Source organism: Haloferax sp. Atlit-6N, from assembly GCF_003383195.1.
In the GTDB taxonomy this organism is placed as follows: Archaea; Halobacteriota; Halobacteria; order Halobacteriales; family Haloferacaceae; genus Haloferax; species Haloferax gibbonsii.
This window is the reverse complement of sequence record NZ_QEQJ01000005.1, coordinates 107,488-130,422: the sequence shown is the minus strand read 5'-3', so window position 1 is coordinate 130,422 and position 22,935 is coordinate 107,488. Positions and strand designations below refer to the sequence as shown.

20 protein-coding genes are annotated in these 22,935 nt (G+C 65.8%); 11 read left to right on the top strand and 9 right to left on the bottom strand.

Features of this window, described 5'->3' with window-relative positions; genetic code table 11:
* Window positions 1–121: 121 nt before the first annotated feature.
* Window positions 122–448 carry a NifU family protein gene (locus DEQ92_RS16635; RefSeq protein ID WP_004978017.1) on the bottom strand — a complete coding sequence of 109 codons (327 nt, stop codon included), beginning with the start codon at window positions 446–448 and terminating at the stop codon, window positions 122–124.
* A gap of 450 nt (window positions 449–898) precedes the next feature.
* Here DEQ92_RS16635 and DEQ92_RS16630 point away from each other — a divergent pair, with 450 nt between their 5' ends.
* Both DEQ92_RS16630 and DEQ92_RS16625 read left to right on the top strand, forming a co-directional pair.
* A complete protein-coding gene (locus tag DEQ92_RS16630; RefSeq protein WP_004978016.1) occupies window positions 899–2,419 on the top strand; it encodes a lipopolysaccharide biosynthesis protein in 1,521 nt (506 codons plus the stop codon).
* A gap of 456 nt (window positions 2,420–2,875) precedes the next feature.
* Window positions 2,876–5,635: a hypothetical protein gene (locus DEQ92_RS16625; RefSeq protein WP_115821140.1), complete on the top strand. Its 2,760-nt coding sequence runs from the start codon at window positions 2,876–2,878 to the stop codon at window positions 5,633–5,635.
* 190 nt (window positions 5,636–5,825) lie between these two features.
* On the opposite strand, the gene DEQ92_RS16620 is transcribed toward DEQ92_RS16625, so the two are convergent.
* The 3 genes from DEQ92_RS16620 to DEQ92_RS16605 form a co-directional block, all read right to left on the bottom strand.
* The gene (locus DEQ92_RS16620) at window positions 5,826–6,872 is read right to left on the bottom strand and encodes a DUF1616 domain-containing protein (RefSeq protein ID WP_049905296.1); all 1,047 of its coding nucleotides are present in this window, start codon (window positions 6,870–6,872) and stop codon (window positions 5,826–5,828) included.
* A 73-nt stretch (window positions 6,873–6,945) separates the two neighbouring features.
* Window positions 6,946–8,061 carry a glycosyltransferase family 2 protein gene (locus tag DEQ92_RS16615; RefSeq protein WP_004978010.1) on the bottom strand — a complete coding sequence of 372 codons (1,116 nt, stop codon included), beginning with the start codon at window positions 8,059–8,061 and terminating at the stop codon, window positions 6,946–6,948.
* Window positions 8,062–8,383: 322 nt separating this feature from the next.
* Window positions 8,384–9,640 (bottom strand): polysaccharide deacetylase family protein, encoded by a 1,257-nt coding sequence (locus DEQ92_RS16605; RefSeq protein ID WP_004978008.1) that lies wholly within the window; start codon window positions 9,638–9,640, stop codon window positions 8,384–8,386.
* A gap of 393 nt (window positions 9,641–10,033) precedes the next feature.
* On the opposite strand from DEQ92_RS16605, the gene DEQ92_RS16600 reads away from it, so the two are divergent.
* The 3 genes from DEQ92_RS16600 (at window position 10,034) to DEQ92_RS16590 (ending at window position 12,238) form a co-directional block, all read left to right on the top strand.
* Complete coding sequence (locus DEQ92_RS16600) at window positions 10,034–11,464, top strand: twin-arginine translocation signal domain-containing protein (RefSeq protein WP_004978007.1); 1,431 nt, start codon at window positions 10,034–10,036, stop codon at window positions 11,462–11,464.
* Window positions 11,465–11,537: 73 nt separating this feature from the next.
* A complete protein-coding gene (locus DEQ92_RS16595) occupies window positions 11,538–11,813 on the top strand; it encodes a hypothetical protein (RefSeq protein ID WP_004978005.1) in 276 nt (91 codons plus the stop codon).
* On the top strand, window positions 11,810–12,238 hold the full coding sequence (locus tag DEQ92_RS16590; protein ID WP_004978004.1) for a type II toxin-antitoxin system VapC family toxin: 429 nt from the start codon (window positions 11,810–11,812) through the stop codon (window positions 12,236–12,238). The genes DEQ92_RS16595 and DEQ92_RS16590 overlap by 4 nt, the downstream gene beginning before the upstream one ends.
* A gap of 207 nt (window positions 12,239–12,445) precedes the next feature.
* Here the strand turns inward: DEQ92_RS16590 and DEQ92_RS16585 are convergent, their stop codons facing one another.
* Window positions 12,446–13,744: an ATP-grasp domain-containing protein gene (locus DEQ92_RS16585; RefSeq protein ID WP_115821139.1), complete on the bottom strand. Its 1,299-nt coding sequence runs from the start codon at window positions 13,742–13,744 to the stop codon at window positions 12,446–12,448.
* A 377-nt stretch (window positions 13,745–14,121) separates the two neighbouring features.
* Complete coding sequence (locus DEQ92_RS16575; RefSeq protein ID WP_004978002.1) at window positions 14,122–14,361, bottom strand: hypothetical protein; 240 nt, start codon at window positions 14,359–14,361, stop codon at window positions 14,122–14,124.
* Window positions 14,362–14,552: 191 nt separating this feature from the next.
* Here DEQ92_RS16575 and DEQ92_RS16570 point away from each other — a divergent pair, with 191 nt between their 5' ends.
* The 3 genes from DEQ92_RS16570 (at window position 14,553) to DEQ92_RS16555 (ending at window position 17,008) form a co-directional block, all read left to right on the top strand.
* Window positions 14,553–15,164, top strand: a complete 612-nt coding sequence (locus tag DEQ92_RS16570) for a hypothetical protein (protein ID WP_004978001.1) — start codon at window positions 14,553–14,555, stop codon at window positions 15,162–15,164.
* A gap of 58 nt (window positions 15,165–15,222) precedes the next feature.
* Window positions 15,223–15,915 (top strand): hypothetical protein, encoded by a 693-nt coding sequence (locus DEQ92_RS16565; RefSeq protein WP_050460382.1) that lies wholly within the window; start codon window positions 15,223–15,225, stop codon window positions 15,913–15,915.
* A 352-nt stretch (window positions 15,916–16,267) separates the two neighbouring features.
* Window positions 16,268–17,008, top strand: coding sequence for a helix-turn-helix domain-containing protein (locus tag DEQ92_RS16555; RefSeq protein ID WP_004977998.1), 741 nt, complete (start codon window positions 16,268–16,270; stop codon window positions 17,006–17,008).
* Between the two features lie 271 nt (window positions 17,009–17,279).
* Here DEQ92_RS16555 and DEQ92_RS16550 read toward each other — a convergent pair whose 3' ends face one another.
* Window positions 17,280–17,504: a hypothetical protein gene (locus DEQ92_RS16550; protein ID WP_233510453.1), complete on the bottom strand. Its 225-nt coding sequence runs from the start codon at window positions 17,502–17,504 to the stop codon at window positions 17,280–17,282.
* A gap of 360 nt (window positions 17,505–17,864) precedes the next feature.
* Here DEQ92_RS16550 and DEQ92_RS16545 point away from each other — a divergent pair, with 360 nt between their 5' ends.
* Genes DEQ92_RS16545 through DEQ92_RS16535 form a run of 3 tightly spaced genes read left to right on the top strand, consistent with a single transcriptional unit; the run spans window position 17,865 to window position 20,711 of the window.
* On the top strand, window positions 17,865–19,331 hold the full coding sequence (locus tag DEQ92_RS16545) for a sodium-dependent transporter (RefSeq protein WP_081605266.1): 1,467 nt from the start codon (window positions 17,865–17,867) through the stop codon (window positions 19,329–19,331).
* 1 nt (window position 19,332) lies between these two features.
* Complete coding sequence (locus DEQ92_RS16540) at window positions 19,333–19,656, top strand: hypothetical protein (RefSeq protein ID WP_004977992.1); 324 nt, start codon at window positions 19,333–19,335, stop codon at window positions 19,654–19,656.
* The gene (locus tag DEQ92_RS16535; protein WP_115805787.1) at window positions 19,653–20,711 is read left to right on the top strand and encodes a proline racemase family protein; all 1,059 of its coding nucleotides are present in this window, start codon (window positions 19,653–19,655) and stop codon (window positions 20,709–20,711) included. The genes DEQ92_RS16540 and DEQ92_RS16535 overlap by 4 nt, the downstream gene beginning before the upstream one ends.
* 28 nt (window positions 20,712–20,739) lie before the next feature.
* Here the strand turns inward: DEQ92_RS16535 and DEQ92_RS16530 are convergent, their stop codons facing one another.
* Together DEQ92_RS16530 and DEQ92_RS16525 are read right to left on the bottom strand one after the other, a co-directional pair.
* Window positions 20,740–22,206: an MATE family efflux transporter gene (locus tag DEQ92_RS16530; RefSeq protein ID WP_115805788.1), complete on the bottom strand. Its 1,467-nt coding sequence runs from the start codon at window positions 22,204–22,206 to the stop codon at window positions 20,740–20,742.
* Complete coding sequence (locus DEQ92_RS16525) at window positions 22,203–22,793, bottom strand: TetR/AcrR family transcriptional regulator (protein WP_004977987.1); 591 nt, start codon at window positions 22,791–22,793, stop codon at window positions 22,203–22,205. The genes DEQ92_RS16530 and DEQ92_RS16525 overlap by 4 nt, the downstream gene beginning before the upstream one ends.
* Window positions 22,794–22,935: the final 142 nt, after the last annotated feature.

Below are 22,935 nucleotides of genomic sequence, written 5' to 3'. Positions count from 1 at the left end.
TCGGTTCCTCCGCTTCGAACCGGAGACGCATCTCTCGGATTCGAGTGCGTCGCGGTCGCGTCGCGGCCACCGCCGAGCGGCGGGTCAGAAAAACGGTGAGGTAAGTCGACGGCCCACCGGCTCAGAACGGCGGGCTGTAGTCCTCGTACTCTTCCATCTGGTCCATCTCGTCCGTCTTCGACGGCATCACGGCGGCCCGCGGGCCGCCCGCCCGCCGCACGGTCACCGAGGACACGTCGTCGACCTCGTCGGCGATGCGTCTCTTGATGGCCTTCATCGTCATCGGCGCGATGCCGCATCCGGAGCACGCGCCGCCGATGGCGATGGTGACCTCCCCGGTCTCGTCGTTCACGTCCTCGATTTCGAAGTGCCCGCCGTGTTCCTGAATCTGCGGGACGTTGTTGCTCAGGTAGTTCCGTGTCTGCCGTTCGAGTGATTGCGCGCTCATAGGCGTTCGTCGATACGGCCCCATTTGTAATAAATCTGGGCTATTAGGGGTACCTAAATACGAGGGATTCAGGGCTTGTGTGGTAGTTTTAGGCCACACGAACTTTCTGAACTCGGATTCTTATCACTTTTCGAGCACCCTAAAACACCGCGATTTTCAACTTCCGAGCCGGCACGCATATTCCTCGCGCTCATCGGTGTGTGCTGAATGTCACCGCACGGCTTCGAGCCGCCGACTCGGTCTCGCCGCTCGTCGCCCCCCACCGCCCGACCGCTCGTTTCCTCCCCCGTCAAACGGCGCCTAATTCTCGTGGCTGCGGGAACCGCGACCCCGCCGGAATCCAGTAGCGAGTCAATAATTAATCGGCTCCTGAGCCGATGTGTAGCCGAGTGTTACCGTTCGTGAATACGCCGGGTCCTCGCCGAAGCGGCGACCCGCGAGGTGCGTTCGATGAGAGATAAGATTCGCTCGGTCGTCCGGACGATTCGCCGCCGGTTCGTCCCCGGCGACGACGACAGCGACCTCACGGAGCGGACGGTGAAAAGCGGGATGTGGGTCTCGGCGATGAACGTCCTCGACCGGGTGCTGAAGGTCGTCATGTTCATCGTCCTCGCGCGGTTGCTCGGCCCGGAGGCGATCGGGCTGATGGGAATCGCGCTCCTCACCATCTCGGCGCTTCTGAGTCTGACGAACCTCGGCATCGACGCCGCGCTCATCCAGCGCGTCGACGACGACGTGGACGAGTACCTGAACACGACGTTCACGCTCGAACTCCTCCGCGGCCTGCTGATGAGTTCGATTCTCTACCTCGCCGCCCCGTCGCTCGCCTCGCTGTTCGGCGAGCCCGCCGCGCGGGACCTCATCCGCGCCATCGCCCTGGTCCCGATTTTCCTCGCGCTGCGGAATCCCGCGATGGTCTACTTCAAGAAGGACCTCGCGTTCCACAAGGAGTTCGCCTACCGGGTCAGCGGCACGACGGCCTACGTCGTTGTCGCGCTCGGCTACGCCGCGGTCAGCCCGACGGTCTGGGCGCTCATCTTCGGCTACCTCGCCGACGCCAGCGTCCGGTCGGTCGCGACCTACTTCCTGCACCCGTACCGCCCGCGCCCCGCGCTGAACCGCGCGTACGCCGCCGAACTCATCGGCTACGGGAAGTGGGTCACGGGGTCGTCAATCGTCGAGTTCCTCTACGGACAGGGCGACGACGCGGTCGTCGGCTGGCTCCTGACGGCGACCTCGCTCGGCTACTACCAGCTCGCCTACCGCATCTCCAACGCGCCGGCGACCGAAATCGCCGTCGTCGTCTCCAGCGTGATGTTCTCGACCTACTCGAAGCTTCAGGAGGACCAACGCGCCCTCCGCGAGGCGTTCTTCAGCACCTTCCGGCTCACCGCCTTCGTCGCGCTGCCGATGTCGGTCGGCATCTACCTCGTCGCGCCCGCCTTCGTCGGGGCGTTCCTCGGTGAGGACTGGCTCCCGATGGTGCTCGCCATGCAGATTCTCGTCGCCTACGGGCTCTTTCGGACGCTCTTCGCGACGTTCAACCCCGTCTGGCGCGCCGTCGGCCGCCCCGACGTCCAGACCAAACTCGGCTTCCTCCGCGTCGCCCTGCTCGCGATAGCCATCGTCCCCGCGACGAGCGCTTACGGCATCGAAGGGACCGCCCTCGCGGTCACGGGCATCCTCGCGTTCCCGATGGTCCCGCTCTACGCGCGCGAGATGAAACGAACGCTCGGCACGACGTACCGACGGTTCCTCCGGGAACTCTCGTACCCCGTCGCTGCCAGCGGCGCGATGGCGCTGGCGGTCCTCGCGGCGCAGAACCGCGTCGGGTCGCCCCTCGTCGAGTTCGCGCTCCTCGTCGCCATCGGCGTCGTCGCCTACGCCGTCAGCGCGGCGTCGCTCATGACGCTCTTCGACTGGCGGGTCAAACAGAACCTCCGCGAACTCGTCTCGGTGATGTCGAAGTGAGGCGGGCGTTCGGCCGCCCCACCGGAACCCGGCGAGTGGTCGATTCGACTGACTCTCATTGCTAGCTGAACCTCGACCGTGAATCAAAACTATCAGAACCCCGTCAGAATATGTGGGTGCGGTGAAACGAAGGCCCTCGCAAGATTCGGTGGGAGCGTAATTACCAGTTCATAGATTGATTATCTGACGAGGAGAGACGTTTCACGGTCCGATTCCGATTCGACACCGGATGCCGATTTGACCCGTATAGTACCGATTAAGTGGTCGTTTTTGACTGCCGAACTGGTCGAATATACATATCTAGTTGATATTTTTCCGCAAGAATATAAGGTGTGTCTTTGGAATGCAACTGGTAACTAACTGGCCTCCATCCGAATCAATCCCGCAAGTAATCGTAGCCAACCTGATTATACCTCGCAATAATGATTATCACCTTAACGAGGGCTTTCCTCGGGTATGGTACGACTAACCGATGGAGATGACGACGAATCTGCGGCGGATTCAGACTCCATCCTCGAATCGCAACTCAACAGGCGGAACTACCTCAAACTCGGTGCGATGGCCGCATCGACTGCCCTCTCTGCCGGCGTCGCGTCGGCTGCGTCTGGACCAGAGGAGCGCTTCGGTATCCAATGGGACCGCGTCGTCAACGCGGTGGACGACCTTGGAATGGACCCCAACGGAAACGAACCGATAGACGACCAACTCGACGCCGCGTACGGGAGCGGGACGCTCATCGAATTCCCTCCGGGTGAGTATCTCGCCACCGAGACGCAGTACTGGAACGACGACGTCTCCCGCTTCGGGATGGTCGGCACCGGCAGTTCCCACAAGGACGTGCAGTTCGTCTTCCCGTCGGGCAACAACGGCGAGAAGTACCGGTTCCTCGAAATCACGAGCGGGGACCACCACGTCCTGAAGAACTTCTCCATCCAGCAGACCGACGACGACACCACCACGGCTGACATCTGGATGATAAACGACGACGGCGGCCTCATCGAGGACGTCGAGTGGCTCGGCCGCACCCCCACCGACAACGACGCTCGCCGCCAGCTCCTCGCGTACGACTGTTCCTCCGTCGACGGCGTCAACGTCGCCCGCCGCGTCTACATGCGCGAGGGTGCCGAACTCCCCGGCTACCCCGACGGCGTCGCGGGTATCCGCGTGCAGGGCGGTTCCGTCGGCGAGATTCGCCTCGTCGACTGCCACATCGAACAGCGCGGGTCGTCGTCGTTCCGCGCGACCCACACCCGCGGCGTCCTCCGCGTCGAGGGCGGCCTGTTCAAGAACAACGACAACACCAACATGCGCATCTCCGCGGGCGACCATCCCGAGAAGACCTCGTGGATCAAGGGCGCGACGGTCATCATGGACGCGGACAACCTCAACGAGCACGCCCGCGACGGCGACAGCCTCGACAGCCCCGAGGGCCTCCGCATCGACTCCACCGGCAACGGCTACGCCGGCGTCCTCATCGAGGACTGTGACTTCATCTTCAAGTCCTGTCCCACCTCGCGCGGTATCGTCTCGTCGCCGACGTGGGCCGGCCACGGCGGCTTCACCCTGCGTAACTGCCGCATCCAGAACGACACGTCGGTCCAGACGATTCACGCCGACTCCGTCGACACCGACACCGCGGACAAGCCGTGGGGCGTGAACCTCGAGAACGTCTCCATCACGGGGAGTACGCGGTCCCAGCCCGCCGGCGCGGCGGTCTGCATCGACAACGACCGAAACGGCTCGACCGTCCAGAACAGCTGTATCCACTTCCCGAACGGCGACGTGGACGGCGTCCTCGTCAACGACGCCACGAACTGCGAGATTCTGGACTCGAACATCAACGTCTCCGGGCAGGCGACGGTGTTCAGCGGCTCCGACGTCGACACGAGCAACATCACGAGCAGCGACTCCTGTCCGCTCCCGAGCGCCGACGACAGCACGGGCGGCGACTCGTCGAGCACGGACGACTCGACGGATTCGACGACCGACGATTCGACGACGGACTCGACGGACGACTCGACGACCGAAGACCTCCCGAACGAGATTCGCCTCGTCGGCACGGGCACGACGACCCAGTACGAGTTCACCGTGACTGACTCGCTGCAGGCGTCGGGCGACACCATCGAGGAGTGGGACGACATCTCCAGCGGCACCGCGACCGGCTGGATTACGACCGAGGGCGTCGAGGACGCCTACACGTTCTCCGGCGACGTCGACTCGTTCTCCTTCCTTGAAGGCGAGTCCGAGATTTACGTCAACGGCGAGCAGGTGACCGAGAGCACGGTCACCGACGCCACGACCGACTCGTCGACCGATTCGAGCACGGACGGCTCGACGGATTCGACGGACGATTCGACGACGGACTCGACGACCGACCTCTCGCACGAGCTTCGACTCGTCGGCACGGGCACGCAGACCAACTACGAGTTCACCGTCAGCGACGCGCTCGAAGCCTCGGGCGACACCGTCGAGACGTGGGACACCATCGACGGCACCTCCGCCAGCGGCTGGATTACGACCGAGGGCGTCGAGGACACGTTCAACTTCGCGGGAAGCGTCACCTCCTTCGGCTTCGTCGAAGGCGAGGCCGAGATTTACGTCGACGGCGAGCAGGTGACCGAGAGCACGGTCACCGACGCCACGACCGATTCCTCGACCGATGGCTCGACGGATTCGAGCACGGACGACTCGACGGATTCGACCGACGACTCCACCGACAGCCAGAACGAACTGCGCCTCGTCGGCACCGGCGTCGAGACGCAGTACGAAGTCAGTGTCAGCGGCACGCTCGAAGCCTCGGGCGACACCATCGAGGAGTGGGACGACGTGTCCGAAAGCTCCGCGACGGGGTGGGTGACCACCGAGGGCGTCGACGACACGTACACCTTCACGGGCACGATTACGTCGCTGTCGTTCCTCCAGGGCGAGGCCGAGGTCTACGTCAACGGCACGCGGGTCGACCCCAGCGTGTTCTCGCTGCCGAACACCCTCGTGGTCGAGGGCGACGGCACGGAGACGACGTACGACTTCATGGTCTCCGGCGACATCCTGAACGACCCGCTCGTCGGGGCGATCGAGAGCGACGACAGCGTCACCAGCGGCAAGGTGAAGGGCTCTGTCACGGACGGCGTCGACGCCTTCCGGTTCTCGGGTGATATCAGGAAGATGAACCTGACCGGCGACGCGGCGCTGACCTTCGAAGACAACGACGGCTGAGACGACAGCACGGCAGACTAGCAGAACAGTAGACGGCGCGTCGCTCGCGCGGTGACGCCGCAGGCGACAGAGGCACCCAATTTTCGCGCTTCGACGCGGTTTTTCTCCGTTTTCCCCGCGCGTCCGAGCGACCGCCGCGTTCGGCGACGCAGTACGTCGAGGACCGAGTTCGGACGCCAGTACGACGCGGTTATGCCGCGTCGTCGCCGGCGGCTGCGTCTTCGGTCGGTTCCTCGGTCACGGTGAGCCAGACGTACGCCGAGCGGTACGCCGTGTCGGTACTCGGTTCCGCCGGCGCGTCGCCCTCGTACAGGAAGTAGGTGAGCCGGAGGTCTTCGCCGGTCAGCGCCGGGGTGAACGTGTGGCGGGTCCGCCACGTCTCGCCGTCCGCGACGGTCTCCGTCCGCGACCCGAGCACCTGTCGCTCGACGACCGTCGTCTCGCCGTTCGTCCGCTCGACGCGCTGGAGTTCGGCCACGAGCGTGTAGCTCGTCGCCTCCCCCTCGGCGTTCGCGACGGAGACGAACAGTTCGGTCTGCTCGCCTACCGTCAGCTCCTCGGGGTAGTCGGCGGCGACGAACTCGCCGCCGGCGTCCTGCGTGAGAAGCGACAGGCTCGAATACGACTCGCCCGTCCCCGGTGCGACGAGCGCGTAGCTCAGGCTCGCGACGGCCAGGAGGACGGCGAACGCGAGCGCGACGTTCAGGAGCGAGTCGACCCGCGAGGACTGGTCGAACGACCGGACCACGTCGGCGTACCAGCGCCGAATCGGGACGTGGAAGCGCTCTCCCTCGGGGAGTCGTCGCCGCCGCACCTCGCCGACGGCGAGACCGCCGACGATGATCGCCGACAGCGCGAGCAGGACGGGCGCGGCGTTCAGTCCGACGCCAGCCCAGAGGAGCGCCAGCCCGACCACCGGCAAGAGCGCGACGCTCATCCCGAAAGCGAGCGCAAATCGCTCCGTGAGGCTGAGGTCCGGCTGCCACTCGAACCGGCCGAACGACGGTCCCTCGCCCGGATTGCCCGACGACCCGGCGGGAAACAGCGCGAGCAACAGCGCGTAACCGGGAAGAAACAGCAGCACGGGGAGTCCGACGAGGGCTTGGACGGTCGGAACAACGTCGAGAACCGCGACGAGGCTACTCGAGACGACGACGAGGAGCGCAGTGGGCACGTCCAACGAGAGTTCGTCGAGTGCCTGGTTCAACCGTCCTTTGCTGTGTGATGTAGACCCCATTACCGGCTAGATGACGCGACTAGGCTGTTGTTATTGAGCGCCTCACACCCCTGATTTCGGCGGTACGAGGTGACTAACTCCCGACTATCTCGCGGCCGTCTGGCCCCTTCTCAGTTCTCTCGTCGGTCTCGTCGGCACCGTCGACGCGGGACGACGGCTGTGCCCCGTTCGACGCGCTCCGCTCGAACGACGCGGACGGCTCCGCCGCGACTCGCAACCGTTCGTTCTCGCGGCTGTCGAGGACCATCGCGCCGCCGAGTGACCCGAGGCCGACGAGGAGTCCGGTGAGAGACTGCCGGCCCGGTCGGTCCTTCGACGCGACCCCGCCGACCAGTCGGAGCGCGCCGGCGAGGACGCTCACGACGCCGAGCGCGTAGAGGACGGCCACCGGGTGAACGCCGCCGTCGAGGTATCGAACGCGGAGCCGCCAGAGGAAGTCCCTGAGCAGGAGGAACGACAGCCCGGGAACGAACGTCGAGTACCTGATACCGCTTTCTTCGTCGCCGTAGCGCGCGCGCATCGGCACGGTGGCGACGCGCTTTTCCGCGACGTTCAGGTTCACGAGCAGGTCGTTCAGGAAGCCGTACTGGTCGTACAGCCGGTCGAAATCCAGCTCCGAGAGCGCCTCCGCCGAGATGGCCGTGTAGCCGTTCTGCGGGTCGCGGATGTGCCAGTAGCCGCTGGCGATGCGCGTCAGCCCGGACAGCAGGAGGTTGCCGAACAGTCGCCACGGCGGCATTCCCCGGCGGGTGTCCCGCGCGGCGAGTCGGTCGCCGACGGCGTAGTCGGCGTCTCCGTCGACGACGGGGTCGATGATGGCGGGCATGATATCCGGGTCCATCTGTCCGTCGCCGTCCATCACGACGACGATGTCCATCCCGTCGGCGAGAGCGCGCTCGTAGCCGGTCTTGACGGCCGCGCCGCGCCCGCGGTTGACCGGGTGTCGAATCGGGACGACGCGCCCGTCGAGCGACGCGCCGCCGTCGGCCGCGGCGACGACCGGTTCGGCCGCTCGCTCGTTCGCGCGCGCCGCGTGCCGCCGAATCTCCTCCCACGTCCCGTCGGTCGAGCGGTCGTCGACGACGTACGCGCGGTCGACGAACGCGGGGAGCGTGTCGACGACGCCGCCGACGAACCGCGCCTCGTTGTACGCGGGCACGACGACGCCGACGGCGTTACCGCGGTACATCGCCCCTCGCGTGCGACCCCTGTGTTGAACGCGGCGTGTCGACCGGTCCGCCGCCGCCGGGCGTGTCGTCCCGCGGCCGCGAATCGAGTTGGAGAGTGCGTAGGAACATCGATACTTCGATCCGGTGATTGGGCCGTTCGGGTCTTTGTTAGTCGTCAGCAACACGTATGTAAAGCCGAATTTCAGGCGTTTAGGACGGTTAGAACGGCTGTCTAACGTTCACGAAACCGCGACTAATCGAATCCGTATCACGTCCGTCGAGACTGTCTTGAAAAGCAGCATGTCGCCGTACTCGGGCCGGCGTACCGGGCGAACCGCGGCGTCAGATGGTGTCTCGGATCGAGTCCCAGTAGCTCGACGCGGTGACCACGTCCAGCCCGAGTTCGTCGATGTAGTCCATCGTCTCGGCGAACGCCGCCGGGCTGACGGAGCGTCCCTCTCCGGTCACGTCGTGGTACATGAGCACCGCGAGCTGGTTGTACTGGGCGGCGAAGTCGAGGGCCTTCTTCGCCTTCTGCACGTCGTCGCCGTCGGTCCGGCCGACGATTTGCGGGTCGGATATCGCGCCGGTCGGCCCCCCGACGGTCACGAACCCGAGGTAGTGGTAGTCGCTCGCGACGTCGAGCGCCGACTCGTTGTACCGGCCGTACGGCCAGATGATGAAGTCGGCCCCGCGTTCGAACCCGTTTTCGACGAGCCACGCCTTCGACTCCCTGATGCTCGCGCGCTGGTCGGCCGGCGAGAGGACGCGGAACGAGTCCGACTGCTGGGGGTGGCTCACCATGTCCCACCCCGACTCGACCATCTCGTCCATCCCCGACCGCGGGATGCGGTGGCTCGACCCGACGGTCCACGGGATGACGCCGACCACGCCGGGGAAGCCGTGGGACTCCAGTATCGGATACGCCGTGTCGTACTGACTCAGGGTGTTGTCGTCGAACGTTATCATCACCGACCCCGCGCCGGCCCGCGGTTTGGCCCGGAGCGAGTCGACGTAGAACCGCGCCGCGGTGCCACCGCCGGTGTACAGCTGGATGCTTATCTCGGTGACGTTCGTCAGGTCCGGCGACCCGGTGACGCGCTGCGGACCGAGGTCGAGGCGCTGCCAGCCTGCCTTCCAGATGTGCCGACCGAGAAGCAGCGTGTTGTCGTAGTCGGGCGCGGCGAGGCGAACCGTGATGCCCTCGGTGTCGGGCGTTTCGAGGTTGACGGCCAGCGAGAGGTCGGCCTCCGAGAGGTCGATACCGTCCTCGAACGTCCGGTAAATCCACACCCGCTCGTCGTCCGGCGTCGCTTCGAGCCGGAGCGACTGCGTCCCGCAGTAGACGACGTCCTCTTCGACGGCGTACCGCCCCGCGAACGTCCCCCAGAGCCGTTCGTCCTCGAAGTCGTCGACGAGCCATCCAACGTCTCTGAACCGCTCTCGGCTGTTGAACGCGACCGCCAGCGGGTCGCCCGCCGCGTCGACGCTCGGGTCGTCGTAGCTGAACCGCGGCGTCGGGACCGGTGGCTCGCTCGTCGCGGTCGCCTCGGGAGTACCGGCCGATTCACCGCCCCTCGCGACGCAGCCGCTGAGCACGGCGGCGCTCAGTCCAAGATACGAACGCCGTGATAGTTTCATACGGATAACTGTCGTCACGAGTCGATAGTAATGCCACTCGTAATTTCCGTAGCCACGGACTGACGGCGTCGGAAACCGCGACTGTCGCCGATTTTGACCCGTCCTTTCGCACAGTCTCTCGCCCGTTTCGCCGCCGTCGACCCGCCCGAATTCAGGGGCTTTCTCCCCGCCACCCGCGGTTACACACCGTTTACCAATCACCTCCCCGGTCCAACTGACGGGAAACATGTGTAACCGACGTCGGTCCCTCTCTCTCCAACTCTCGTCTCGCCCTTCGAGGCGACCCGGCCCCGACGCTCGACGGACGCCCGACAGTCACCGGGAACGCCCCGAGCACGCGGGTGGTCGCCGGTGAATCGCAGAACCTACCTGAAGACGCTCGGCGCGGTCGGCATCGGTGCCGCGCTCGCCGGCTGTAACACGCCGGACGAGGAGACGCCGACCGAGACGCCGACGACCGAGGAGACGCCGACGCCCGAACCGGACCTCACCGTCTTCGACGCGGTCGACGACCTCGGGATGGACCCGACGGGCCAAGAGCCGGTCGACGACATCCTCGACGGGGTGTACGGCGACGACACGGCCGTCGAGTTCCCGCCGGGCGACTACCTCATCACCCGCGAGCACGACTGGGACCGCGGCGTCTCGAACTTCCGACTCGTCGGCCTCGGCGACTCCCACAAGGACGTGCAGTTCGTCTTCCCGCCGGCGGACCCCGGCGAGCGGTTCCGGATGCTCCGAATCACGAGCGGGGACCACCACGTCCTGAAGAACTTCTCCGTCCAGCAGACCGACGACGACACCACGAGCGCCGACATCTGGCTCGCCAACGACGACGGCGCGCTCATCGAGGACGTCGAGTGGCTCGGTCGAACCCCCACGGACAGCCACGCGCGCGACCAACTGCTCCTCTTCGATTGCACTTCGGTGGAGGGCGTCAACGTCATCCGTCGCGTCTACATGCGCGAGGGCGCGGCGCTCCCCGGCTACCCGAACGGCGTCGCCGGGATTCGCATCACCGAGCGGTCGGTCGGCGAGGTCAGGATGATAGACTGCCACATCGAACAGCGCGGGTCGTCGTCGTTCCGCGCGACCCACACCCGCGGTGTCCTCCGCGTCGAGGGCGGCCTGTTCAAGAACAACGACAACACCAACATGCGCATCTCCGCGGGCGACCACCCCACGAAGACCTCGTGGATCAAGGGCGCGACGGTCATCGTCGACGCCGACAACCTCAACGAACACGCGCGGGAGGGCGACAGACTCGACAGTCCCGAGGGCCTCCGCATCGACTCGACGGGCCACGGCTACACGGGGGTTCTCATCGAGGACTGCGACTTCATCTTCCGGTCGAGTCCCTCCTCTCCGGGCATCATCACCGCCCCGACGTACGGGAGCCACGGCGGCTTCACCCTGCGTAACTGCCGCATCGTCAACGACACCGGCGTCCAGACCATCTACGCGGGACCGGTCGACACCGACATCGCGCGGGAGCCGTGGGGGATGGTCCTCGACAACGTCACCATCTCGGGGGCGTGCGAGAGCCAACCCTACGGCTCGGCGGTCGTCGTCGACGAGAACCGAAACGGCTCCCGCATCGTCGATAGCTGTATCCACCTGCCGAACGGCCGGGTCGGTGGCGTGCTCGTCAACCGCGCGTCGAACTGCGCCGTCGAGTCATCCAGCATCAACGTCAGCGGCCCGCCGACCCGGACCCGCGGCGTCGAACTCCTGCTCGATAACGTGTCCTACACCGCGACCTGCGCGTTCCGCGACGAGTGAGCCGACGCCGGTCCGTATTTCTCCAGTCAGACTGGTAGCAAACCTTACCCAGTAGCATGTTCTACCAGCGAACATGGCCACGTCGGTGAAGATGGACGACGACACGAAATCTCGTCTCGAACGGTTACAGGCCGAGATTCGGCTGCAGACCGGGACGCGAGTGACGCAGCAGGAAGTCTTGGCGCGGCTCGTCGAGAACGCCGTCGAGTCCAAGGCGGACCTCATCGACTCGTTCCGCGAGAAGCGTGTCCCGCTTTCGGAGTCCGAGCGCGAGCAGTTCCACGACGGGATGGTCTCGTCCGGCGTCACGACGACGGAAGACGACATCGACGACGTGCTGTACGGATGAGCGTCCTCGTCGATACCGGCGTGTTCTTCGCGCACCACGATACGGATGCCGACCGGCACGACCAAGCCGTCAGCGCGTTCGACGAACTGTTCGACGGGGAGTTCGGACAGCCGTACACGAACGACTACGTCCTCGACGAGACGGTAACGCTCACGCGCGCTCGAACGGGTTCGTTCGAGGCTGCGGATACCGTCGCCAGTCGCATTCTCGGCGAGGAACCGTTTCCGAACGTGTTCGAGCTGATTCACGTCGAACCGGACGACGTCCGGGCGTCGCTGGAGACGCTCCGTCGATACGAGGACCACGACCTCAGCTTCACCGATGCGACCATCGTCTCGCTGTGCGAGTCGCGTGGCATCGACGCCGTGTTGAGTTTCGACACGGATTTCGATGGACTCGTCGACCGCATCGAACCGAGATACTAGGGGTGTCTTCTCCGACCTGTTCGAGCCGAGTCGTTGGCGGCTCACCTACTCTTTGACATACCTATCAACTGGATTTCCATAAAATTCTACGCGGAATAAAATCACTACTGTCTGACGACATCCTCTCCGCCCAGCACGCCACTTCGGCACGCGCTCGGAATTCAAACAGCCTCGCGGCGAGTGGTGACGCGGCGACACCCAGTCTGCTCAGCGACCCCTGAAGTTGAGCCCCGGCGTCAGCGTGATGCCGGTCCTCGGTTCGTCCGACTCATCTCCGTCTCCGTCGCGGTCGGCGGTCGGTTCCTCTTCGGTCTCGTCGCCGCCCCGGTTGAACAGCGCGTGGTGCACGTAGCGGGCGAAGGGAACCGGGTCGTCGAGTCGCGCGAGGTCGAATCTCGGCTCGTGGTAGATGGAGGCGGCGACCTCCCAGACGGTCTTGGCGAGCGACGGGCGCTCGACGAGCGGCGAGTCGTCGCGGCGGACGCTCATCACGTAGCCGAGTTCGCCCCAGAGGTAGTGGGTGCCGACGCCGAGTTCGTACCCCGGTTCGATGCGGTGTTTCTGCCCGGTCGCCTGCAGCCAGTAGTAGTACGGGAAGTCGGCGCCCGCGCGAACGGTCGAGGGGAGCGACTGCCACATCCGGGGGTTGATTTCGATGAGTTTGAACTCGCCCGTCTCGGCGTCCTTGAGGTACTCGATGCACGCGAGGCCGTGCCAGTTGATGTGGCCGAGGAGCTTCCGCGCGACGGATTCGAGTTCGGGGTCGTACACCGAAGTCCGGTAGACGCCGCCGCCGCCGGTGTAGGAGTTCCCGCGAATCTGGAGGTGCTGGAACGTCGCGAGGGGCTCGCCGTGGTCGTACAGCGCCGCGAACATGTACTTGTCCTCGGTCGGGACGTAGTCCTGCACGATGGGGTCGTGTTTCATCTCGGCGTATATCTCGTCGGGGTCCGGGCGGTCGCCGGGGCGGACGTGGCGGACGCTCTTGACGATGTCGTACTCGTGGGGGTCGTAGCTGTCGACGTACTCGCCGGCGACGACGTTGTACCGCGGCTTGATAATCGAGGGCTCGTCGAACGCCTCGACCTCGCTGAACAGGCGGGTCCGCGGCATGGGGACGCCGGCCTCGACGGCGGCCTCGTAGAGGAGTTTTCGGTCGTGGACCCGGCGGAGCGTCTCGAAGTCGGGGACGACGAGGTCGACGTACTGCTCGAACTCTTCGAGGTACTTCGAGAAGATGTAGCCGTCTTCCGGCCGCGTCGGGATGATGGTCTTCACGTCCGGTCGGGCGGCGATGCCGACGAGGGCGTCCTTGTAGGCAACGAGGTCGTCTTTCGGGGCGGGAATGCGGACGAGTTCGTCGCAGAATCGGGACGAGGCCGCCGGCGTGTCGTCGTGTTCGGAGGCCATCACCGTGTGGATTCCCCGCTCGCCGAGCGACCGGATGCAAGTGTAGTTGCCCGATGGAACGAGCACCGAGTTCCGGGCGTGCGCGCGTTTGGACATGCCTGAACCGTCGCGCGGTGACGGAATTAGTATGGGTCCGCTAACGGGTTCGGGGTCGGTGCCGGGAGTCGGTTCTGACCGCTCGACTCGGGGGTCAGAGCGTGGGCGGCCGTCCGCGACGGGGTCAGACTGCGCCGTCGGGGGTTCGTCGCGGCGGCGACCGAACTGTGGATTCGAACGCGCCCGACCGGATTCGATTCGTGAGAGTCGAGAAAACCGACGGTTTCGGCTCGGTTATCCACAGCATACCGGGGGGAGAGAGATGGTCTCCACGGTCAGCGGACCTGCCGAGTCGGTGAGGCAGACGCTCTCGTCCGAGAACGGTTCGGTTCGGCGCGGTGCCGCGGTGCCGACGGTTCAGGCGGAGCGTCGCCGCCTCAGAGCACGTCGTCGTCGAGTCCGCCGGGGTCGCCGGCGGTGTCGAAGAGGTTGTTCTGGGCGCTCTGGACGAAGTCGGACTGGACGCCGTCCTCGTCGTCGACGGGGGCACCGTAGGCGTCCATTCCCATCGAGAGGAGCTCCTCGACGGCCTGTTCTTCGCTGATGAACTCTTCGTCGACGAGCTGTTCGAACTCGACGAGCAGTTCGTCCGGGAGATTGACTTCTACGACGGGCATAGAGACGCGTTCGTGCTCGATGTACTTGAGCGGCCGGGTGTGAGTAGTTCGTGCCGAGCGTGGTAATCGGTCGCTCCGCGTGACAGTCCGCGTCGCCCGGCAGTCGTAACCGCGTGTCTTATCAGCGCCCGGTCAGTCCGTCCACGCGACGAACGGCGTCGATTTCCGACGCCCCCGAGCGAGGGACCGACGTGACACGCGACACAGACCCGGCGACCGAGGACGCCGCCCCCGCCGAGAGCGACGAGCTCGGCTGGCTTCCGGAGCGCGTCGAACTGCCGAGCGACGAGTGGGTCATCTATCCCCCCGGCGAGCCGCGGCCGGCGAACTTCGCGCTCCGCTTCGAGAAGGCCGTCCCCGCGGTGCTCGTCGGTATCGACCCCGGCGACTCGCTGGGCGTCCACGTCCTCCCGCATCCGGGCGGCCTCTCCGTCTCGGCGCGGTTCGGCGGCGTCGTCGACGACTCGGTCCGCGAGTTCGAGCCGCCGGCGTCGGACGAGGACCGCGAGGCGGTCGCCGCGTGGGTTCGGACGTGGGTCGACCGCGTGGACGACCGGGCCGAACGGGCGCGCATCCGGGCGGCCTGCGCGCCGGTTCCCAACGCCGGCGACCGCGTCTCGCGGGCGCTCTTCGAGCACTTCGGGAGCGCGGACGCCGTCGCGGCCGCGGTGCTCGAACGGAACACCGCCGCGCTCAGGCGCGCGTCGGGGGTCGCAGAGCAGACCGCGACCGACTTGCTCGTCCACTACGGCACCGACGCGGAGTGGGAGCACTACCGCAGCCACCGCGACGCCGCCCCGTGACTCAAATCGCGATTTGACTCTCGCGTAGGGTTATTCCCGTCCGCGACGATTAACGGGTATGTCCCTGACACGACGCACCTTCCTCGGTTCGACCGCCCTCCTCTCGTTCGGTCTCCTCGCCGGCTGCGTCGGCGACGGCGGGTCGGACGACGGCGCGACGACTGACGACGAGACGACCGACGAGCCGACGGACACGACGGACGACCTCCCGGACGGAAACGGCACCGACGACGGCACCGGCGGCACCCGCCCGTCCGGCGGTCCCGGCATCTCGCTCGTCGGCGTCGACGACGACCCCGACGTGCCCGTCGAACACGAAATCGAGATAACGGAGGACCTCGCGACCGAGGACCACCCGCCGCAGGTCCGCATCACGCTGACGAACACCGGCGACGAGGTCGTCGAGGTCGGCGAGGGGAGAACGGTCTTCTTCCAGTACGTCTCGGACACGACGAACGACCTCATCTTCCTCCCCGCGGACGGCGAGTATCCCGCCGAGGCGGGCTGTTGGCGGCTCGAAGACCATATCGCCGTGACCGAGGAGTACCGGATTCTCTCGCTCGAACCCGGCGAGTCGCGGTCGGAGCTGCTGAACCTCTACGGCGTCGCCCAGTCCGAGGACGAGGAAGCGAGCTGTCTCCCGGTCGGCGAGTTCCGCTTCGAGGCTGACTTCGCCACTGGCGGGCTCTCGGGGTCCGCTGACGACGACAGACGGGAGGCGACGTGGGGCTTCTCGCTCACGCTGGAGTGAGGGCCGCGGGTACCGAACGCGACCGTCGACGCCGCCAACGCCGTCGACTCGGGGGCTACTCGGCTTCCTTTGCGGCGGTCGAGTCCGAGACGACCGACCACCCCGAAGGGTCGATGTCGTGTCCTTCGACCGTTCCACGACGACCGAGAGCGCCTCCCGCATCGCCGGGTTGTCCAGTACCGTCTCTAGGGAGTCTGCGGCAATTCACTCGCCCCTATTCGAGCGGTCTGTTCTCGGGTTTGATGCGTGGCTTCGGTTCGGAGCCGTCGGCGAACGCGGGTGGGAGCGTTGGCTATACCGCCCTCCCATGGTCGGTTGAATATATACGCCGCGGGGACGAAACCGTCGTCGTATGTCGAACGCTAGCGCACCGAATTCCGAACTCACGGGCCCGACCAGACTCACGCTCAAGGTCTGGCACCCGGACTGCTGGACGCTGGAAGTGACGGAGAACGTCGACGCCGGGGTCACCGCTCACACCGTGTACAACACGCCCGAAGACACGGTCAAGGGACACTTCACGGTCTACGCCGACCGGGTCGAGGACATCGACGATTTCGTCCGCGCGACCGAGCGGTCGCGGTTGACCGACTCCGTCTCCGAGTTGAGCCCCCGCCACGAGTTCGACAACGGCGCGTCGAACGTCGGTAACACGACGCGGGAGATGATGGTCGAGTACGACCCCGAAAACAGCATGACCGACTCGCTTCTGTCGCACGGCTTCGTCCACGACGCGCCCGTCCGCGTCGACGACGGATGGGAGTACTGGCCGGTCATCGACACCGACGACCGGGCCGACCTCCGCGAGCGCCTCGACTCGCTGGAGGCGGCGAATCAGGCCGAAATCATCGTCACCAAGGTCACCTCCGTCGCCGGCGCGAAGAACCACGTCTCGCACCAACTGGACAAGCTCTCGAACCGCCAGCGCGAGGTGTTCGAACTCGCCTGCCGGCGCGACTACTACACGTGGCCGCGGGCGACGACGACGCGGGAACTGGCCGACGAACTCGACATCTCGAAGACCACGCTGCTCGAACATCTCCGGAAGGCCGAGGCGAAACTCCTCAACCAGTACGCGGAGTCAACTCCGTAACGCCGTCGACCCCGCTCGTTATTCGATTCGATAACTTTCTCCCCGGTTTACTCCGGACACGGTGGTGTCGGCTCGACGGGTCGCGCCCGCGGTACCGACAGCGTCTTTCCGTTCAGTCGGCCCCCTGTGGCGCGCGCCACGTACAGTCCGTACAGCGTTCGATTCCGTGTCGCGTCTGCGTCTCCGAACCGCACTCCGGGCATCGTTGGGCCGACAGTCGCCCCGTGACTGAGTTCGTCATGGCTGAGTCCTCGGCGGAGGGCGAGTTATACTAGTGTCTGTCCATGGGAGGGTGGCCCTGGTGAGCGGTCGGGCGAGCGTACACGCCGCAACTCCGGCTTCGGAGTTCGCCCGCCCGCTGGAGTCGGCTACAGGCGTGTTCTATCTCGATCGGATGTCCGTCCACTCCGGCGAGTATCTCGTCTATCGGCGTCGGTCCGCGGCGGTCGAGAAGCGCGAGCACCGCCCGCTCGACCTCGTCCGCCCGCTCTCTCACGCACACCGACGCGCTTCCGAGTCGCGTTTCGTCCGGCGTTCGTCTCTCGGCGTCCGGTCGTCTTCGACTCGCTCGTCGCTGGTCGTGACCATACCGGTGGTGTTCGCTTCGCGGTTATATACCCATCCCCGACTATGATACGGTCCGGCCGACGATTCGGGTCGAAACTTCCCAGCTGTTGATGTTTGGTGCCTAATCCTCAAAACCCTTAGAGACCTCCTGATGAGGATTAATTTCGGAATATCGTGGGACTATCAAACCCATTACAACAGCGTTCATATATATTTTCCATTGACGACCCCGACCATAGTAGCACATCCGTATAACTACCTCCTGTTCAAGGCTCTGGGTAGGATTATCATGTCAGACTCAGAGGCGAGAACGGCGAGAGAGGAGTGGGGAAGCCGGTTCGGCTTCCTCATGGCGATGCTCGGCGCGATGGTGGGCGCGGGCAACATCTGGCGCATGCCGTTCACGACGGGCGAAAACGGCGGCGGCGCCTTCCTCGTGGCCTATATCCTCCTGTTGTACCTCATCGCGGTTCCCGGACTGATGGCCGAGACGATGATCGGCCGCTACACGAACAACGGGGTCATCGGGGCGTTCAAGCAGGTCCTCGGGAGCAAGCGGGCGCAGGGTCTCGGCCTCGTGGTCCTCATCGTCAACGTGGCGCTGATGTCGTACTACGCGCCCATCATCGGCTGGGCGCTCTACTACGCCGGCCACTCGGTGCTCATGACGTTCACCCAGCCGGGGTTCCAGCCGCAGGCGTTCTGGGATGGCTTCATCAACAACCCGGCGCTCGTCGTCGGGATGCACACGGTGACGATGGCCGGTTTGGCCGGCGTCCTCGTGTTCGGTATCCGCCGCGGCATCGAGCGCGTCGTGAAGTGGATGATTCCGCTGCTCGTCGTCGCGCTCGTGGCGGTCTCGATTCGCGGCATCACGCTCCCCGGCGGCATGGAAGGCGTCGCGTTCGTCTTCACGCCAGATTGGGGCTACCTCACCCGCGGCAGTACGTGGGTCGCGGCGCTCAGTCAGGCGCTGTTCTCGACGGGTCTCGGGTGGGGTATCGCGCTGACCTACGGGAGCTACCTCAGCCGGTACGACGACGTGCCGCTCGGCGGCGGCCTGTTCACCGCCATCGGGAACACGAGCATCGGCCTGCTCGCGGTGTTCGCCACGTTCCCCGTCGTCTTCGCGTTCGGACTCGAACCGAGCGCCGGGTCGAACCTGCTTTTCATCTCGATGGCGCAGGTGTTCCCCGAACTCCCCGGCGGGAGTCTGTGGGCCATCGTGTTCTTCGTCTCCTTCTTCTTCGCGACGTTCACCTCCGGCCTCGGCATCACCGAGGTCGCCGTCACCACCGTCTCGGAGGAGACGCGGCTCTCTCGGACGGGTGCCGTGCTCGCGTCCTGCGGCGCTATCTGGCTGTTCGGCCTCCCGAGCGCCTACTCGTCGGCGTTCCTCGGGCGGATGGACTTCATGTTCGGGAGCTTCGGCCTCCCGCTCGCGACGCTTTCCATCATCGCGCTCGTCGCGTGGAAGTTCGGTCCCGAGCGCGCCCGCGTTCTCGACCTCAACCGTAACGCCGGCATCTACGTCGGCCCGTGGTGGAATCCGGTCGTGAAGTACGTCATCCCCGTCGTGATGGTGTTCATCCTCGGCTACGGCGTCTACTCCAGCATCGGTACGTCGAACCAGCGGCTGATGCTGCTCGGCGTCGCGTTCATGGCCGCGCTCGTCGTCGTGAGCACGGTCGTGATGAGCGTCGTCGGCGACGAGCCGCCGTCCGGTTCCGCGGCCGTCCCGGGGGGTGACGACTGAGATGGCCCTCTCGACGCTCACGTGGGTCTCGATGCTCGTCTCGCTCCTCCTGTTGCCCGGCGTCGCGGCCGCGGTCCTCGTCAGGTCGCTCCGAACCGAGGAGCGCAAACTCGCGCTCTTACGGGAACAGGACGACGTCGATAGCTACTCGCCGCGGGCGCTATCCGACCTCCGCGAGTGGATTCGCGCGAACCCCGACGACCCCTACGCGCCGATTGCCCGCCGCCGCTACAACGAGTGCGTGCGGTCGCTCCGAGCGATTGACGAGCCGCATTACGACTGGTCAGACGAGCAAATCGCCCGGCTCGAACTGGTGGACGAATGAACGGAAACGACGCCGACGAACTCGCGAACGAGAGTGAGTTCGAGTTCGACGACCTCACCACGGACGCGTCGTTCACGACCATCGACACGCACACCGAGGGCGAACCGACCCGCATCGTCGTCGACGGCATCGACCGCGCCGCGCTCGCGGGCGACTCGGTTCGGGAGCGCCGCGACTCGTTCGCCGAGACCCACGACTGGGTACGCGACCTGCTGATGCGGGAGCCCCGCGGCCACGACGACATGTTCGGAGCGGTCGTCGTCGCCTCCACCCGTCCCGACGCGGACCTGGGCGTCTTCTTCATGGACAGTCGGGGCTATCTCGACATGTGCGGCCACGGGACCATCGGCGTCGTCTCCGCGCTCCTCGAACTGGGGCGACTCGACCGACGCGAGACCGTCCGCGTCGAGACGCCGGCCGGACTCGTCGAGGCGACGCCCGAATACGCGCCTGACGGCGGCGTCGAGCGCGTCACGATAGAGAACGTCCGGTCGTTCGTCTACGACGAGGCGACCGTCCCGGTCTCGTTTCTCGACTCGCCGCTCCGCGTCGACGTCGTCTACGCGGGCAACTTCTTCGCGCTGGTCGACAGCGACCAGCTCGACCTGCCCGTCGAACCGCGATACGCATCGACCTTCGTCGATTGGGGCCTCGAAATCCGCGACGCCGTCAACGAGCACCTCGATATCGTCCACCCGCTCACCGGCGAGGCGGGCTCGGTCTCGATTACCGAGATATACGGCACGCCTGACGAGGTGGACCGGAGCATCGTCGTCTTCGGCGAGGGACAGGTCGACCGCTCGCCCTGTGGGACCGGAACGTGCGCGAAGATGGCGCTCCTCCACGACGCCGGCGCGCTCGACATCGGCGAGTCGTACCTCCACGAGAGCATCGTCGGCACGCGCTTCGAAGGCAGACTCGTCGCGGCCGAAGAGCGGGACGGCGTGACGCTGACGACGCCGCTCATCACCGGTTCGGCCCGCATCACGGGAAAACACACGTTCGTCAAAGACGCGAAGGACTCGCTTTCCGGGTTCAGCATCTCGGCGGAGTAGCGGGTTCGGACCGCCTCCTTTTTCCGAATCAGTCCATCCCGCTCGATAGTTCCACGTCGTCGTTCTCCAACTCGCCGCCGGCCGGCGTCCCGCGCACGTCGCCCTCGCGCCACGTCCCCCGGCGGAACCAGAGCCACGCGATGAACGCGCCCGCGACGTTCGAGACGAAGAACGCGATCCAGATTCCTCGCACGTCGATGCTCCCGAGGAACCAGAAGTCAGTCGGCAGGAGCCCCTGCGACGCGACGAAGGCGACCGGAAGCCGGATACCGGCGAGCGTGACGACCGATATCACCGCGGCGATGAGCGTCTTGCCCGCGCCACGGAAGCCGCCGGTGAAGGCCCGCATGATGCCGATGAAGCCGAACGACAGCGAGACGTACCGCAGGAACTGCGCCCCCACGTCGAGGACCGCCGCGTCGGTGGTGAACACCGAGACGATGGGCTCAGGAACGAGGAAGATGGCGAGTCCGAGCAGGCCGAGGACGAAGAACAGGCCCTTGGCCGCGACGTAGTTCGCCTGCTCCGCGCGGTCGTACTTCCCCGCGCCGATGTTCTGGCCGGACATCGTCTCGACGCCGCGGGCGACGGCGATAGCCGGGAGGAAGATGACCGAGAACACGCGGGTCCCGATGCCGAACGCCGCGACGACGGAGGTCGAAAACAGGCCGACGACGATGAGAAGCGCGTTGATGGAGAGCGCGCGGCCCGTCCCCTCGATGCTGGCGGGGATGCCGATGCGGAGAATCTTCCGCAGGTACCGGAAGTCCGGTCGCATGTCCGTGAGGTGAATCTGGATGCCTCTGGTGCCCGATACCATGATGGCGATGCCGACGACCATCGCGAGGACCCGCGAGATGACGGTGGCGATGGCCGCGCCCTGAATCCCGAGTTCGGGGAACTGAATCGGGCCCAGCGCCCACCCGTTGATGAAAAACGGGTCGAGGACGACGTTGAGGACGACGGTCCCGAACATCACGAGCATCGGCGTGATGGTGTCGCCCGCTCCGCGCATCAGCGAGATGAACACGAAGAAGCCGAACATGAACGGCAGACCGAGCGCGATGACCTGCATGTAGGCCGTCGCGCCCGGCAGCACGTCCGGCGAGGCCCCGAGGAAATCGAGGAACGGGCGGACGAGCGGGTAGCCGAGCGCGCCGAGCATCGCGGACCCGAGGAACGCGAACGTGACGGTCTGGGAGGCCGCGTACTCGGCTTTGTCCGTCTCCTCGGCCCCGGTGTGCTGGGCGACGAGGACGCTCCCGGCGACGGACAGCCCCATCCCGAGCGAGATGAGGAGAAACACCATCGGGAAGGCGAACGAGATGGCCGCGAGCGCCTCTGTCGAGTACTGGCCGAGCCAGAACGTGTCCGCGAGGTTGTACGCCGTCTGGAGCAGGTTCGTGACGACGATGGGGAGCGACAGGTAGAGAAGCGGCTTGACGATGCCGCCCTCGGTGAGGTTGAGTTCCTCTTGTCCCTTGAACAGGCTCATTCGTCCACCTCCGACCCCGGCGTCCAGCCGAGGTGGAGTTCGAGGGCGTCTTCGACGACCCGCCGGGTCTCAGCGGGGTGTTCGCCGAGCGCGACGGCGCGGGCGTGCGCGCCGTTGCTCATGGTCGTTACGAGCCGCGCGATTTCCGCCGGATCGGTCTCATCGAACACCCCCGTTTCGACGCCGTCGCGGACGATGTCGGCGACGGTTCCGCGCATCACGTCGTCGAGGTCGAGGAAGCGCTCGCGGAACAGTTCGTGGTAGGGCGCTTGCGCCTTCAGTTCCATGAGCGCCACGGGGAAGCCGTCGACGTCGGGGTCCTCGGGGTTGAACACCGCGTCGAGAACCGCGTCGAGCCGCTTTCCGGGGTCGGACGCGCCGCACGACAACTTCGACTCGAATCGCTCGATTCGGTCGTCGAGGAAGGCGTTGAGGAGCTCCTCTTTCGTGTCGAAGTGGTAGTGAATCGCGGCGCTCGTCACCGACGACTCGTCCGCGATTCGCTGTACCGTGAGGCCGGCGTACCCGTGTTCGCAGAGCGCCCGGTTGGTCGCCCCGAGTATCTCGGCCCTGGTCTCTGCGTCCATCTTCTGTCCCGGCTTACTGACCGGTCAGTTAAGAGACTTTGGACCGCGAACCCCTTCGTCAGGGCGACTCACGGCCGGCCGTCTGCCAGAGTTTCTAAGTGGCCGAGCCGGGTACCCGAGTGTAGTGCCTCTCTCGCTGTCA

Coding starts and splice junctions, on each gene's coding strand:
- DEQ92_RS16635 (WP_004978017.1), bottom strand. CDS start 448: ATGAGCGCGCAATCACTCGAACGGCAGACACGGAACTACCTGAGCAAC.
- DEQ92_RS16630 (WP_004978016.1), top strand. CDS start 899: ATGAGAGATAAGATTCGCTCGGTCGTCCGGACGATTCGCCGCCGGTTC.
- DEQ92_RS16625 (WP_115821140.1), top strand. CDS start 2,876: ATGGTACGACTAACCGATGGAGATGACGACGAATCTGCGGCGGATTCA.
- DEQ92_RS16620 (WP_049905296.1), bottom strand. CDS start 6,872: ATGGGGTCTACATCACACAGCAAAGGACGGTTGAACCAGGCACTCGAC.
- DEQ92_RS16615 (WP_004978010.1), bottom strand. CDS start 8,061: ATGTACCGCGGTAACGCCGTCGGCGTCGTCGTGCCCGCGTACAACGAG.
- DEQ92_RS16595 (WP_004978005.1), top strand. CDS start 11,538: ATGGCCACGTCGGTGAAGATGGACGACGACACGAAATCTCGTCTCGAA.
- DEQ92_RS16590 (WP_004978004.1), top strand. CDS start 11,810: ATGAGCGTCCTCGTCGATACCGGCGTGTTCTTCGCGCACCACGATACG.
- DEQ92_RS16585 (WP_115821139.1), bottom strand. CDS start 13,744: ATGTCCAAACGCGCGCACGCCCGGAACTCGGTGCTCGTTCCATCGGGC.
- DEQ92_RS16575 (WP_004978002.1), bottom strand. CDS start 14,361: ATGCCCGTCGTAGAAGTCAATCTCCCGGACGAACTGCTCGTCGAGTTC.
- DEQ92_RS16565 (WP_050460382.1), top strand. CDS start 15,223: ATGTCCCTGACACGACGCACCTTCCTCGGTTCGACCGCCCTCCTCTCG.
- DEQ92_RS16555 (WP_004977998.1), top strand. CDS start 16,268: ATGTCGAACGCTAGCGCACCGAATTCCGAACTCACGGGCCCGACCAGA.
- DEQ92_RS16545 (WP_081605266.1), top strand. CDS start 17,865: ATGTCAGACTCAGAGGCGAGAACGGCGAGAGAGGAGTGGGGAAGCCGG.
- DEQ92_RS16540 (WP_004977992.1), top strand. CDS start 19,333: ATGGCCCTCTCGACGCTCACGTGGGTCTCGATGCTCGTCTCGCTCCTC.
- DEQ92_RS16535 (WP_115805787.1), top strand. CDS start 19,653: ATGAACGGAAACGACGCCGACGAACTCGCGAACGAGAGTGAGTTCGAG.
- DEQ92_RS16530 (WP_115805788.1), bottom strand. CDS start 22,206: ATGAGCCTGTTCAAGGGACAAGAGGAACTCAACCTCACCGAGGGCGGC.
- DEQ92_RS16525 (WP_004977987.1), bottom strand. CDS start 22,793: ATGGACGCAGAGACCAGGGCCGAGATACTCGGGGCGACCAACCGGGCG.